General features: G+C 70.8%; 9 protein-coding genes and 2 pseudogenes. 6 read left to right on the forward strand and 5 right to left on the reverse strand.

The window, feature by feature from the left end:
* Window positions 1–808: 808 nt before the first annotated feature.
* Window positions 809–4,315, forward strand: a complete 3,507-nt coding sequence (locus LY71_RS12640; protein ID WP_146146133.1) for an NACHT domain-containing protein — start codon at window positions 809–811, stop codon at window positions 4,313–4,315.
* A gap of 58 nt (window positions 4,316–4,373) precedes the next feature.
* Here LY71_RS12640 and LY71_RS12645 read toward each other — a convergent pair.
* Window positions 4,374–5,295, reverse strand: a pseudogene (locus LY71_RS12645) (IS5 family transposase).
* A gap of 215 nt (window positions 5,296–5,510) precedes the next feature.
* Between LY71_RS12645 and LY71_RS12650 the strand changes: the two are divergent.
* Together LY71_RS12650 and LY71_RS24145 are read left to right on the forward strand one after the other, a co-directional pair.
* On the forward strand, window positions 5,511–6,773 hold the full coding sequence (locus LY71_RS12650) for a hypothetical protein (RefSeq protein WP_211297311.1): 1,263 nt from the start codon (window positions 5,511–5,513) through the stop codon (window positions 6,771–6,773).
* A 68-nt stretch (window positions 6,774–6,841) separates the two neighbouring features.
* Window positions 6,842–7,249, forward strand: a complete 408-nt coding sequence (locus LY71_RS24145) for a hypothetical protein (protein ID WP_146146134.1) — start codon at window positions 6,842–6,844, stop codon at window positions 7,247–7,249.
* A gap of 71 nt (window positions 7,250–7,320) precedes the next feature.
* On the opposite strand, the pseudogene LY71_RS24710 reads toward LY71_RS24145, so the two are convergent.
* The 4 genes and pseudogenes from LY71_RS24710 to LY71_RS12675 all read right to left on the reverse strand — a co-directional run.
* Window positions 7,321–7,563, reverse strand: a pseudogene (locus LY71_RS24710) (RraA family protein); the annotation flags it as partial.
* A gap of 207 nt (window positions 7,564–7,770) precedes the next feature.
* Window positions 7,771–8,097, reverse strand: a complete 327-nt coding sequence (locus tag LY71_RS12660; RefSeq protein ID WP_170121334.1) for an integrase core domain-containing protein — start codon at window positions 8,095–8,097, stop codon at window positions 7,771–7,773.
* A gap of 162 nt (window positions 8,098–8,259) precedes the next feature.
* Complete coding sequence (locus LY71_RS12665) at window positions 8,260–8,547, reverse strand: transposase (protein WP_106278016.1); 288 nt, start codon at window positions 8,545–8,547, stop codon at window positions 8,260–8,262.
* A 1,538-nt stretch (window positions 8,548–10,085) separates the two neighbouring features.
* Window positions 10,086–10,448, reverse strand: a complete 363-nt coding sequence (locus LY71_RS12675) for a hypothetical protein (protein ID WP_106278021.1) — start codon at window positions 10,446–10,448, stop codon at window positions 10,086–10,088.
* Between the two features lie 552 nt (window positions 10,449–11,000).
* Between LY71_RS12675 and LY71_RS12680 the strand changes: the two genes are divergently transcribed.
* The 3 genes from LY71_RS12680 (at window position 11,001) to LY71_RS23470 (ending at window position 13,560) form a co-directional block, all read left to right on the forward strand.
* Window positions 11,001–11,945, forward strand: coding sequence for a diacylglycerol/lipid kinase family protein (locus LY71_RS12680; RefSeq protein ID WP_245887864.1), 945 nt, complete (start codon window positions 11,001–11,003; stop codon window positions 11,943–11,945).
* Window positions 11,946–12,432: 487 nt separating this feature from the next.
* Window positions 12,433–13,215 carry an SAM hydrolase/SAM-dependent halogenase family protein gene (locus tag LY71_RS12685; protein WP_106278025.1) on the forward strand — a complete coding sequence of 261 codons (783 nt, stop codon included), beginning with the start codon at window positions 12,433–12,435 and terminating at the stop codon, window positions 13,213–13,215.
* Between the two features lie 180 nt (window positions 13,216–13,395).
* Window positions 13,396–13,560 (forward strand): hypothetical protein, encoded by a 165-nt coding sequence (locus tag LY71_RS23470; protein WP_170121335.1) that lies wholly within the window; start codon window positions 13,396–13,398, stop codon window positions 13,558–13,560.
* Window positions 13,561–13,573: the final 13 nt, after the last annotated feature.

Genomic DNA, 13,573 nt, shown 5'->3' on the forward strand with positions numbered 1-13,573 from the left:
CCCGCTGCGCCCGCCGCCGCGTGGTCCTCTTCAGCAGCTCCACTACACGTCCGGAGGTCCTCCCACGACAAGATCCCTCAGTCCGATCCTGTGGTCGCACACACTCGACCAATGTCTCCGGTCAGTGCTCCTAGACCCGCGCGCCGCCTGTCCGGTCGAACGACGGCGGGCCGACAGCCGGTAGTTGTCGCGACCCGGGCGCGCGGCCACCGACGTTGCGGCGGCGCCCGGCTGCACTTCGGGACGCGGATCGGCGTCGGACGGCAGGTCCTCGACCTCGCCGACGGCGGCCCGCGGCGCGTGGCCTGGCCGGGTGCCGCGTCGGGCCTCGCACACCGGTGTGCCTGTCAAGCCGTTGTTCACAGGTGCCTCGGCGGAGGTCGGTTCAGGACACCTCCGCGGGACGTCACCCGCCGCGGTTCGCGGAGTGTTTGAGCTGAGCAAGCTTGGTCGGTCGTTGGCGGCTCGGTGACACAGCGGTGACGGCGGGCCGAGATGATGCTCTCCTGCTGCATCCCGAGGGGCTCCGGTGCCAGCCCAGGCTGGCCGGCGCCGACCAATTAGGACAGGAAACGGTGCCCTGGAACCCTCCTACTGATCGGGGGGACCGCTGGTGATTGGGACCACGCCGACGCCGAGAGCCCGTGTAGTCACTGGCGAGCCGGAAGGAGGTCCCATTCGCGCCGCGTGGGCGCGTGCTCGTCGGCCGTTGATCGCGACCTTCTGGCGGCTACGCCGACGGTGGCTTCTCGACCGTGGTGCCGTGCACGTGCGACGTTGGGGTTCGTCGCCACGCGCAAGAGTGGGCATGGTCCTCAGCGCGCTGCTCACCCTCATCCTTCTAACCTGGGTGCTCCGCGGGATCATCGTCGTCACCTTCTTCAACAAGAAGGACGTGGCGTGGTCGTGGCGCGACTTCAATCCGGATCTGGGGTGCCAGGACGTGCCCACCTCCTGTGCCGCGATCACCGGCGTCCTGATGCCTGTTCTCTTCCTGGCGTGGACGACGGTGCTCTTCCTGTTCTGGCGGCAGCGGCGCGTGCTGCGCTACTACGCACACAGGGCGAAGACGGAGCCGTACCGCCTCGTGCAGACCGCGGGGAGCCTCACCGACGAAGTCATCGGACGCGACCAGCTCTGTGACGCTCTGATCAACAACCTGCGCGATGCCAAGGCTCGCCGCCCGCACGTCGTCGTCGGATCGGTCGGTGTCGGCAAAACTGCGGTGCTGGTCCACCTCACCGCGCGTCTCGCCGCCAAAGGTGCGGTACCCGTGCCCATCCGCATGCGGGACGTCCAAGATGAGGGACACCTCGACTTCTGCGAGCTCGCCCGCGTCCGTTTCACCCAGATCGTGCAGCCCGTCGTCCGGTCCTCTGCCGAGCAGGACCGGATCTGGCGGTGGTTACGGCAGCGGGCCGGCCGCGTTGTCGTGGTCGCGGACGGTCTGGAGGAAGCCCTCGCCGACGAGACGATGGCCGGACAGCGCGACAACCTAATCCGCACCGCGATTCGCAACGCAGACGACGAGGGACTGCCACTCGTCATCGCTTCTCGGCCGCACGACCCGCTGCGGGCCATGCAGGCGGCCATTACCGATCTGGAACCGCTGAGCGAGGAAGCGGCAATGCGTTACATCGCCGCTGGCGGCAGCTGGCGCTCCGAGGCGGTGCTGCTCGACCGCGTGGTGGAAGCGGCCAAGATGGGCGAGTCACCCCTCTACATGCGGTTGGCGCGGGACCTCCACCGTCAGGATCTCCTCGAGCCGTTGTGGCTTGAGGTCGGTGGGCTGGACGTCGTGATGCTGGACCGCTGGAGCTTCCGGCAAGATCTCCTGCAGGCCTGGTTGGACGCGCTGGTCGACGGCAAGATCCATCCCGAGCTGCCCATCGACCAGCGCACGCGGAAGGCGGTGATCGAGTATCTCTCGGCCTTGGCGTGCATCGGGTTGAGGTCGGACAGTGCCACAGTGGCGCTCCGCGACCTAGACCCGTTCCTGACGGCCGGATCAGCGGCTCAGCCGGACACTGAGGCGCGGCCCGATGACTCGGGCCGCGCGTGGAATCGCAGCGTCGCTGCCTACGTCGACGACCGTATCAAGCGCCTGCAGCAGGCCACAAACGACCGGCTGGACGTCGTCGGGGCTGGGGTCGTACAAAGCCCGTGGATGGACGTCCGCCTCGCCGCGACCTGGGGCACCCGGATGGGACTCGTCCGCGAGTACGGCCGCAGCGCACACGGCCCGGCCGGGGGAGGCACCGTTGCCAACGCCACCGTGCATTTCCAGCACAGCATCATTCAGGCGTTTCTGGGGTCACGGGCCTTACGCGGCGTCCTCGGTGAGGTGCGGTCGCCCGTCCCCTCTGGTGGCGGCACTGTCTCGGAATCCTTGGCCGAGCGGAGGAGGATGGTTAGCGCGGCCCTCGACCGCTGTGGCCGCGAGCTGCTCATCGCCTTCGTGCTGAACTCGCGCTCATTGGACGGGCGGTGCAACTGCGTAGGTCCGGACGACGTTCCTACGGACGGGTGTCCGACGCGTTTGGTGAGGGACGCGCTGCAGAACAAGACACTCCGTCTGCTGGAAGAGGCCACCGCATTGCAGGATGTCCTGAAGCGCCAGGCGCGCCAAGAGCGTGAGGAACGACGGAGGATCGGCGAAGCGGCAGGGGAGGTCTTCCGGCACGGTCTACGACTCTGGGCCCTGGAGGTCTTCGGCGCATGCGTGGAGATCGCCAGCGTGGAAGCGGGGCCGGGCCTGGCGGATCTAGTGCATCTAGCCGAGAGCCATTGGGAGCAGTTCGGAGCGGGCGAGGATCCCGTCCGGCTTCGCGAGGAAAAGCTGACCGTAGTCGAGCAGTGCGGAGCCGCCGCCAGCCGAATCGGCTCGGATAATGATGGGCGGGGGACCTACCGGAAGCTCTTCGAGATCGGCTGTGCTGAGCCGGATTACCGCGTGCGACTGGCTATCGCGCAACGTATAGGAACCGGCGGAGAACGGGCATTCAGCGCGGTCTACGACGTCATTCATCAGCACGAGATCGTCGTCAAGGGGGATCGGCCGAAGCGACCTCCGGCGGAAGAACTCACGACAACCCCCGGGCAGCTCGACCCGCGGATGTACCGCGCCTGGTGCAGTCGTCACCAACGCGCGATGCAGCGGCGCGAGCGGGAGTTGGCTGACACGGAGGCGGAAGAGGAGCGGAGGCGTTGGTACGCCGAGACGATGCGGGCGTGGGTGCTACCGATGCTCGTGGACTCGGCGAAGTTGACTCGACACAGCGGCAGCCCATGGGACGACTTAGAGAACTGGATCGTCGATGCCACGAAGGCGAACGAGCCGCGCAACGGAAGGCTGCTGTCGCCAGGCGAGCGGTGCGACCTCGGTGTGGCGCTGGCCCAGGGCTTCAAGTACGCAGCCAACCGGCGGCCCGGCCCACACTCGAACCAGGAGAGCCGGGAGTTCTTGGTCAAGCAGGCGCAGGAGTTGCTCAAGCGCAGCTCCTACTGGTACACCCGGCTGACCCTGGTCCAGGCGCTAACTCTCTGGGCTCTCCCGGATGATGTGAGTGCACCTCAGGCCATCAGGGGTCACGGCGCGGACCCGGCGGGCCAGGTGAGGGAGTGGCTCAAGCTGGAAAGGGACCGCCGTGAGCACCCACTCGTGCAGGAGGCGGGCAAGCTGGCCGTACGCGCCTTACAGACCCGCCGTCCCGAACGCTTCCTCTGGGTGGACGACGGCGCCGTGGCCTCCCAGCTCGGCACGGAGGCTGGCTTCTCGGCACGGCCGAGGTTCCACAACCTCTGGATTCACCCCTCGACCGGATGGACCTCCCTGGACTTCAAGGCCCAGCAGCTCTTGGCCGACGCTCTCCTGCTACTGGTTCTCGGTGAGCGGGGCTACCGGCCGAAGGACCTCTTCCGGTTTCTCGAGCGGGTGACTTCGGACGAGTCGCGACTGCCGTCCTGTCTGACGCGGGACCGAACGAGACTGGACCCCGTGCGGGCGGTGGAGAGCGCGGTGACGCCGGGGGAGTTCTGCCGCGACGATTGCGGTCTGCGGATGTGTCCCTACCCGGCCAAGGCCGAGAAGTACATCCGCCTAGAATTCAACGAGCTGTTCTGCCTGCACCAGCGGGAGCTGCTCCGGACCTGGCAGCCGCGGTCGTGGCTGAACTTCCGCTTTCGTCGTAAGGCTACCTGGCAGCGACGCGTGCCGGTCGCCGGGATGCGCCGGTTTTGGGACCAGATGGGCGAACGGGCGCGGGACGTCGACCCGGACCACGTGCGCGTCTCGGGACGCAATGCCCATCGCTGAGGCGTGATCTACGCCGCGGCTTCGAGATCCGGGCGTGCCCTAGGGAGCGTCTGACGGATCACGGGAGCCAGGTCAGTAGCGCGGCGAGGTTGAGAGCGCCGGCGTAGTTGCGGGCGTGCTTGTCGTAGCGGGGTGGCCAGTCCGCGCCACTGTTTGACCTGGCAGAAGCCGCGTTCGACGACGTTGCGGCGGGCGTAGCGGCCGGTGTCGAAGCCGACCGGGCGGCCGCCGGCGGACCCCTGGCGGCGCCGGTTGGCGGCCTGGTCGCGGGGCTCGGGAATAGTGTGGGCGATGCCCCGGCGGCGCAGCAGCGCCTGATTGGCCCGACTGCTGTAGCCCTTGTCCGCGACCAGGTAGTCCGGGCGGGTCCGCGGCCGTCCCGGACCGGGCGGCCAGCAGCTCGGTGAACATGGTGGTGTCGTTGACGTTGCCCGCGGTCAGCAGCACCACCAGGACCCGTCCGCGGCCATCGGTGAGCGCGTGCACCTTGGTGGTCAGCCCGCCGCGGGAGCGGCCGATGGCGTGATCGGCGGGCTCGGCGAGTACGACTTCGGCCAGCGAATCAACCTCCTCCGGGGCGCCGGCCACGCTCCTGATGGCCTACCCGCGGGCGGTGGCGGCGTTGCCGCCGAGGCGCCAGGCAGCCGCGCCGTGCTGGTGCACCCGCACCAGCGTGGAGTCCGCCGCCACCAGCCAGTCCAGCTCACCGGCGGCGTCGGCGTCGGCTTGGGCCCAGGCCAGCAACTTCGCCCAGGTGCCGTCGCTGCTCCAGTGGGTCAGCCGCTCGTAGGCGGTCTGCCAGGGCCGAAGGACTCGGACAGTTCCCGCCACGGCGAGCCGGTGCGGTACTTCCACGCGATCGCCTCGATCACCTGCCGGTGATCGCGCCACCGCCCGCCCCGGCGTCCGGTCGAGGAGGGCAGCAGCGGCTCCATCCACGCCCACGCCTCATCAGAGACCACGCATCGATGCTGTCGCATCGCCTCGTGACGTTCCGGTGACGGAGGCACCGGATCATCCGGTACCACCTGTTGCCGCTCGGTGAGTGCTGCCGAGGGTCGACACGGACCCGCGCTCCGGAGGGAGTGGCATCCCGATGAGCTCCTCCCGCCGGCCTTGGCGCTGGTTCCGGACCCAGGACGAATCGATAGGGCCGCCACAGGCCGCGGCGGCCGCTATCACCGCGGACACCGCGATGACGCCCGACGCCGGGGGCGCGGGCAGCGGAGGCGACGGGGACGGGCGAGGCAACGGGGACGGGCGAGGCAACGGGGACGGGCGAGGCAACGGGGACGAGCTGAGCGGGGCCGGGCTGAGCGGGGGCGGGCACCTAATCGAGCTGACCACCCGTGCCTGGCGGGAGGAGGCACTGTCGCGGGCCGACGAGATCGAGACCCTATCGCAGTGGATCTGCCACCTGGACGTCAAGGAGCGGGGCATCACCGAAGAGAAGGCCGACAAGCGTGTCGCGGAGGCGATCCGCGGTCACGTCCGGGCGATCAGGTCCGCCGCCCACAGCGGCGGACCCTGGATGCGCAACGGCGCCCGCCTGGGTCGGGTGGCGAGCCATCTGCACGCCGCCGAGGTCGACCTGCTGCGCCGCGCGCCCTCCACCTATGTGCTCGGCGAGGTGCCGAGCCTGGAAGCGCACGTCCGTCGGCACCTGCCGGCGGACGACCCGCGCCGTGTCCGGATGGAGGCGATCGCGCGCAAGGTCGCGGACCGCTGGCCAGCGGATCCCAGAACGGCGAACGGTAGGGCGACGTCCGTCGAGGCGACGGACAGCGCGGCAAGGGGGGCAGCCGCCGGCGCGGGGCTAGACCAGCAGGACCGCGAGACGATCATCGCGGTCGTGCGGGCGGCGAGCTCGGCCGCGGAGCGTGAGCAGCAGCGGATCCGGAGCTTCCGGACCATCGTCGCCGTGGCGACCGTGCTCCTGGTCGTGATCGCCGGCCTTGTCGCCCTGCTGGGAGCGCTGAAGCCGACCCTGATGCCGATCTGCTTCACCCCTCAGCCCACGCCGCCCGACGCGCAAAGGGTCGTGGTCTGCCCCACCGGGCAGTCGCCGCTCGACGGAGACGTGGACGATGTCATCCTCGACACCGTCGACGCGTGGGACATCCCGCTGATCGAGATCGTCGGCGTCGTGACGGCGGGGGTCACCGGCGCCCTCGCCCTGCGCCGCCTCCGCGGATCCTCGTCGCCCTTCGGCGTGCCCGTGGCGCTCATCGCGTTGAAACTGCCCACCGGCGCGCTCACGGCTCTGCTCGGACTGCTGCTCATGCGGGGCGGGTTCGTCCCCGGGCTGAGCGCGCTGGACACGTCGCCGCAAATCCTCGCTTGGGCGGTCGTCTTCGGCGGCAGCCAGCAATTGTTCACCGGGCTCGTCGACCGGCAAGCTCAGACCGTCCTCGACGCGGTCGGCGGCAAGACGTACACGGCCACCGGCGGGAGCTGACGTCCGTGAGCGGGTCGGCTCAGCGGCCTGGTGGATCGCCCTCCCGGATTCGGAGGGCGGCGGATCGCGTGCGGGACGCGATCCTGCACCGTCCCGTGGTGGTCGGGCTCGTGGTCTTCGTCCTGTCGGGGGCCGCGGCCCTGTGGGCTTCAAGGGACGGACCCCTGTGGCCCGCCATGAGCTGGTCGGTGGTGCTGTCGCCGCCGGTCATCGCGGCCGCCTTCGGTCTCACGGCCTTCCTCGTCGCCCGTCTGATGAGGACGTCGGCGGAGGACGGTCGGATGGCGAGGCAACGCGCGGGAGCCTGGCTCGGGGTGCTCGTGGTCGGCGGGGCGGTCGTGGTGCTCGCGTGGAGCCTCGAGGGGTTGCGCCACTCGCCGCACGTCGGCGAGTGGATCGGTCTCGGCCTGGGGCTCCTCCTGGGGTTGCTCACCTGGCTGCTGCTCTGGGAGTTGCGCAGCAAGCAGCGGCGGTGAGCGGTCGACCCGGAGGAGCCGGCTTCCCCGGCGACCTGCAACAAGCCTTCCGGGCGGAGCACGACGACGCCGTCGTCGTCGGACCAGACCCGGTCGCCCGGGTGGAACGTGGCACCGCCGAAGGTGACCGGGATGTCCTGCTCGCCCGCGCCGGTCTTGTCGCTCTTGCTGGGGTGGGAGCTCAGCGCCTTGATACCGATCGGCATGCCGGCGAGGGCGGTGACGTCGCGCACCGCACCGTGGATGACGACCCCCGCCCACCCGTTGTCCACGCCCAGCTGGGCCAGGAGGTCGCCGAGGACCGCCTTGTGCACCGACCCGCGGCGTCGACGACCAGGACGGCGCCGTCCCCGGCTGCTCGAGCACCGACCTCAGCAGCGCGTAGTCCTCGTGGCAGCGGACCGTCCTCGCCGGGCCGGGGAACGGTTCGGTGCCCGTCGCTACATCGCCCTGGGCGTCGATCAGGGCGTCTCCGTCACGAATGTGATGGGCCGGCTAGCTGTACTGACCGGGGAGGTTGGTCAAGCGGCTGATAGGTGGATGACCTCCGATGCCGGTGTGGGCTGGTGGTGGTTATACAGGTGCAGCCAATCAGGAAAGGCCGTACGGCGGGCGGCTTCGCCGATGAACGACTGGGCAAAGGCCCACTCGCTGCCCACCGTCCGTTTGAAGCGCTCGACCTTGCCGTTGGTCTGCGGTCGGTAGGGCCAGGTGCGCTTCGGGTTGACGCCCAGCTCGGCGCAGGACATGGCCCAGTCGCGGCTGTGATAGCAGCCGCCATTGTCGGTGAGCACCCGGCGGGCGGTCACTCCACGGGCGGCGAACCACCCGGTCGCCTGGCGCAGCACGTCGGCGGTGGTTGGGCCGGTCTCGTCCTCGCCAGAGCCGGGGCGCCGCGGCGGGCGGCCCAGTCGTAGAACGCGGACTTGCTGACACCGAGGATCCGGCAGAGACGGCGCACGCCGTAGGTGGCCTTCTCCGCAGCGATGAAGCCGAAGACCGCGCCCCGCTCACCGCCATGTCTCCCGCGAAGAAGACCGCGGCTTTCTCAGGATCTCTTTCTCAGGTTCCAGCTCGGCCACGCGACGCCGCAGCCGGGTCAGCTCGGCCCGCTCATCGTCGCTGACCGGCTCACCGGGCGTGGCCCGCTCCCGCGTGAGCGCACCCACCCGGTTGCGCAGCGTGTCGTGATTGACGTCGAGCTCCCGAGCGACGTCACGGACCGGCCGGTGGTCGTCCACCACGAGCATCGCCGCCTGCTGCCAGAACTCGTCGGAGTACTTGCTGAACCTGCCCAACCGGGACCTCCTCCCTGGCTGCTGCCAAAACTGGAGGTGTCCGGCCCGCAGGGGTCACTTCAGCCGCGGACCGCCCGCGTCTGGTGGTCGCGGGTGGGACGGTGGATCGGGCAGCTCGACCGCACCGCCGCGCACGAGGTGGTCACCTGGCGGGACCGCACGCCCGACGCCCTCCTCGAGGACCGCGCCCTGCTGAGCCGCCGGATGTCGACCGACGCCCCCAGCGGGGACGTGCCGGTCGGCCAGGCGGACTGGGACGCGCGCGGGTCCGCGAGCAGGAGGATCTCGTCCTGGCCAGGGGCCGCACGGTGCTGTCGGCCCTCGCGGTCCGGGACGGCCGGCTGGTCGCCGTCACCGACCTGCACATTCCGCTGGCGCAGCCGCACACGCCCGCCAGGCCGGCACGCTGGTGCTGGGCGAGCACCGCGGGCACCGGCTCGGCGCCCGGGTGAAGACCGCGGTCCTACGCGAGCTCGCCGCGACACTGCCGGAGGTCCGCCGCATCAGCACCCACAACGCCGGCAACAACCGGGCCGATGGTGGCAGTCAATCAAGCGCTCGGCTCCACCGTCGCGGGTGCGCTGTCCACGTGGTCGACCCGGCTCTGGCCGGTGGGCTGCCATGCTCCGACCCGCCACGGGGAGTGGACCGGGGTGCGCGGAGGCAGCCGACAGACTCATCGCGTTCACGCGCTCCGGGAGGTCGTCGTGTGTGGCCTCCGGGGTCGATGACCGGGATGAGGGCTACTCGGTGGCGTCGGGAGCGGCGTCTTGAGGGGGGAGACGAACCAACACACCTCGTGCCGGGTCCGTTGCATCCGGGCGGACAGTCCAGCCGCGAGGCAACTCACGACCAACAAACCACCCTCGACGCCCGACGATGGCCAACGTGAGCCGACGTGGTGAACCGGCTCTGACCTGCGTGTTCATCAACAATCAAGCGCCGCCGACACCCCCAAGATCAACTCGCAGGGTCATTGGTTCGAGTCCAATCGGGGGAGCAACACCGCAGGTCAGCGGCCTGATGTGGTCGCGGGACCGCGCCCCACAACCAATCTACGACCAACAAACGAGCGGACCGCCCACCTCGGGCGAGGGCATCCTTCCCCGAGCGGCGATCACCGAGCGGGTCGGCGAAGAGGACCTACTTGAACCGCGGCGGTCGACCTCCCGAGCTGTGCGACGGGGTCGGAGCGGCTCACCGCGCCCGGAGGCGGACACGCCCCGGCGGCACACTCGTGAGGTGACGGCCCCAGCCGTAGTCGTGCAGCTGCCGCCAGGTGACCGCGGCGCGCCAGCCGAACCCCTCATCGCACAGCCGCTACGCCGTCTGCTCCCCGGACCACCACGGACCGCCGTTCTCCACCTCGACGTCCCGCGGCGGGTCGAAGCGGCGCTCGTCCAGCAGGCGGATGGAGATCGTCACTCGGCGGGACGTCACCGGCTACAGGGCGACTCGGCTGAGTACCCGCCCGGCCGCAACGACCTCCCGAGTAGCAGCGCTCCGTCGGATGTCGCGCCGCTGCTGCACCGGCGCGCTCAGCTCCCGGTCAGACGTCCAGCGTGCTCCTGTTCCTCCGGTCGGACCTCCGATGCCCACGTACCGACGAGCCGCCACGAGACGGTCCCGTCCTCCGGGGTGACGCCCATGCCCGCGGCCAGAGCGTCGTCGATCATCGCCCGCACCCGCGATTCCTCGTCCGGCTCGGCCGCGAAGAGCACCCGCAGCCGAACCTCGTCCCCTGCGCGCTCGGCCCGGGTGTGGTGCGGAGCGAGCGGGCACGGCGGCTCGTGTTCCCGGCTGCCGCACAACGCGACGGTGATGACGCCGCCCGGCGCACGGTCGTCCGCGCCAAGCTCGATCGACAGCAACGCGTCGTGCGCGAAGCGCTCCTTGGACATGTGCTGACTGTGGCAGCACGTCGACGCACCTCGAGGAAGGACGGAGGCGGCACATCCCACCTGGCGCTGAGTGGGCTGCTCGGGGACAGCGGCTCGGGTTCGCCGTGAGGGCCCATGGGCACCCCTTCGCCTGCAGGCAGTCGCGCCCCGAGAAGGCGCTGACGGTCCGGGTGGCGATCTGCCGCCTCGTGGCGATCGCCATGGAGTCACCTGTCAGCAGGGGACGGACCGGACGGACCGCAAGCCCATTCCGGACGCCGAGATGGGCGCGGTCCCCCGTCGCCTCTCCGGCCGTGGCTCCCGCGCATGTCGATGACCCACCGCGGCCGACACCGCTCGCTGAGCAACCCCCAGGAATCCGAAGCAATCTGACCCTTCCTGAAGCCGCCCTCAGGGACTTGCCAGAGGGCCTGCGTTCACCGTCGCAGGAGAGGAATCCTTGACGGACGGGGCTTCCCGGCCTCGGATGAAGGGTCCCGCCGAGGGGTCCGCCGCTGCCGTCTGGCGGCGCTCGAGCGGGGCGGCCACCGCGCCGGGAGGACGGAGATCGTGGTGACGGAACCTGTGCGTCAGCGGTCGAAGACGGCGCTGGACGCCGACATCCGCGTCCGGCGCCGTACCGCGCTGGTCGTCAACGTCCGGTCCCGCCGGGGACGCCGTTCCTTCCCGGCGGTGCACCAACGGCTGCAGGCCACCGCGGAGCTGGTCGACGTGCGCCCGGTCGCCGACCCTCGGGGCCTGCCCGAGGCGCTCGCCGCCGCGGCCGACAGCGGCGCCGACCTCGTGGTGGTGGGCGGCGGCGACGGCACGCTGAGCGAGGCCACGCACCAGCTCGCCCACCGCGACGTCTGCCTCGGCGTGCTCCCGCTCGGCACGACCAACAACTTCGCCCGCGGCCTCGGCCTGCCGCTTCGCCTGCCCGCCGCCCTGCGCGTGCTCACCGACGGCAAGGTCGCCGACGTCGACCTCGGCCACGTGGCCGGGCGGCACTTCGCCAACCTGACCAGCCTGGGGCTGTCGGTGCAGGTCGCCGAGCACGTACCGCACCGGCTCAAGCGGGTGCTCGGCCGCGCCGCCTACCCGCTGACCGCGCTCGCCCTGCTGCCCGGCCACCGGCCCTTCACCGCGCGCCTGCGCATCGGCGACGAGGTTCACGAACTCACGACCCATCAGCTCAACATCGCCAACGGCAGTCACCACGCCGGCCGGGCGATCGCCTCCGACACCGGCCTCGACGACCGCGAGCTGGTGGTGTACCGGCTGGGCGACGCCAACCGGCTCCGGCTGAGCCTCGCGACCGTCCGCCAGACGGTCATCGGACCCCGCCGGCCGCTGGACCGCACCCGGTTCCTCACAGCCGGCGAGGTGTGGCTGGAGACCGACCCGCCCCTCGCGCTCGACGTCGACGGCGAGATCCGCGGACGCACGCCCGTGCGGATCGTGCTCGAGGCCAACGCGCTGCGGGTGATGGTCGGCAGGGACTTCCCGGACCGCTGATCACTGCTCTCCTCGCGGTCAGGGGCCGCTCCTGGGACGAGGAGCGCCGGCTCCGTCCGCCACGGAGCAGGGTGAGTCGTCCGCACCGCCGCCCGCGGGCTCTCCTGTTCTGCGCGTCGGTGACCGCGCCGTGCTCATCGCTTGCACCCTGCAGGCGCGGACGTGGGCCGAGCATCGCTACAACCCGCCTCACGCGGTCGTCGAGGCGTGCGGCGGCTACCGAGGAACCCTGGGCGGCAGGGCGGAGGCGTTGTCCCGCAGGGAGGCGCACAACGGCGACGTTCGGGCGGAGCGGACGGACAAGCGCCGGTGCCCCGCAGGGGATCCCGTCCGGGACACCGGGGAGTGGGATCGCAGCTCGCCACCGGCCGCCCCGGAAGCCGGTCGTGTCGTGGGACCGGACCGGGGTGCTGAGCCCGGCGAGCAGGCCTCCCACAGAGAAGGCGCCAAGCGGTCATGACCACCAGGGCGGCGGGAGACTGCAACGATGCTGCTGCACCTGATCGCTGACTACGGTATGGGAGACCTCGCCTTCGCCGAGGTACGACAGCGCCTGGGGATGCTCCTGCCCGACGCCGCGGTCGTCGTGACGTCCGTGGGACCGTTCGACACGCTCGGCGCCGGCTTCTGCATCGGGCAGCTCGCGCTCAACGACGGCCCGCAGGACATGGTCCTCTACGCGAACATCGCTCCACGACGGGATGAGGAGGACCCGCGGCGGAACAATGCGGGGGAACGGCTCGTCGCAGCCCGGCTGCCCTCGGGCGTCCTGGTCGTGGCGCCGAACGCGGGGTACACGTTCTCGTTCCTGCGGGACGAGGCCGAGGAGCTGCGCGAGGTGGAGGTGCCGGAGTCAGGCTCTCAGTTCCGGTCGCGGGACCTGTTTCCCGACGTCGTGGCCCGGCTGGCCCGGGGAGACGTCGGCCCGTTGGGTCCGCCGCTGCCGAACGAGGCCGTACCTGCGTTCCCCGAGCGCGTCGTCGCCTACACGGACGGATACGGCAACCTCAAGACCACCTGGACCGAGCTGCCGGCCCCACCCGGTACGCGGGTCGGGATCGCAGTCGGTGACCAGCGGGGTTTCGCCGTGGTGAGCGACGGTGCCTTCGAGGTGCCGGTCGGCGAGACGTCCTTCGCGCCGGGGAGCTCCGGGTGGCGACGGCGGTCCGGGGGGTCGGCCGCGTTCCTCGAGCTGTTCCGGAGGGGGAGCAGCGCGGCCGCCATGTTCGGGCACCCGCCGGCAGGTACCCCTGTTGAGGTCGTCGGGTGAGCCTGCGGGCGCAGCGCGTGCCGGGGCGCTCAGTCCCGCTCCAGCTTGGTGAGGGCCTTGACGGGTCGCGCGCGAACGGGGCACTCGCTCGCCCGCCAGGGTGATGCGAGCCGTCCTCGGGTGGCCCGCATCGCCCCGTAGCACGGATCGTTCCCTCCCCACGGGCGGAGGGGAACGAGGATGTGGCTGTGGAACGGCTGGGCCGAGGCGCTGCAGGTGTGGCTGGTCATGGCCGGAGGGGCGGTCATCTTGCTGGCTCTGATCGCCGCCGTGGCATGGCACACGCACGACCGGACCGCGGCAGGTGACGCCGAGGCAGGCCTGACTGGGGAACTGCCGGGGTGAGCATGGCCACCTA

This window comes from Geodermatophilus tzadiensis, from assembly GCF_003002915.1.
Taxonomy (GTDB): domain Bacteria; phylum Actinomycetota; class Actinomycetes; order Mycobacteriales; family Geodermatophilaceae; genus Geodermatophilus; species Geodermatophilus tzadiensis.

What these genes read in the sequence shown, in the direction of transcription:
- LY71_RS12640 (WP_146146133.1), top strand. Translation starts at nt 809, where the DNA reads ATGGTCCTCAGCGCGCTGCTCACCCTCATCCTTCTAACCTGGGTGCTC.
- LY71_RS12650 (WP_211297311.1), top strand. Translation starts at nt 5,511, where the DNA reads ATGACGCCCGACGCCGGGGGCGCGGGCAGCGGAGGCGACGGGGACGGG.
- LY71_RS12675 (WP_106278021.1), bottom strand. Translation starts at nt 10,448, where the DNA reads ATGTCCAAGGAGCGCTTCGCGCACGACGCGTTGCTGTCGATCGAGCTT.
- LY71_RS12685 (WP_106278025.1), top strand. Translation starts at nt 12,433, where the DNA reads ATGCTGCTGCACCTGATCGCTGACTACGGTATGGGAGACCTCGCCTTC.
- LY71_RS23470 (WP_170121335.1), top strand. Translation starts at nt 13,396, where the DNA reads ATGTGGCTGTGGAACGGCTGGGCCGAGGCGCTGCAGGTGTGGCTGGTC.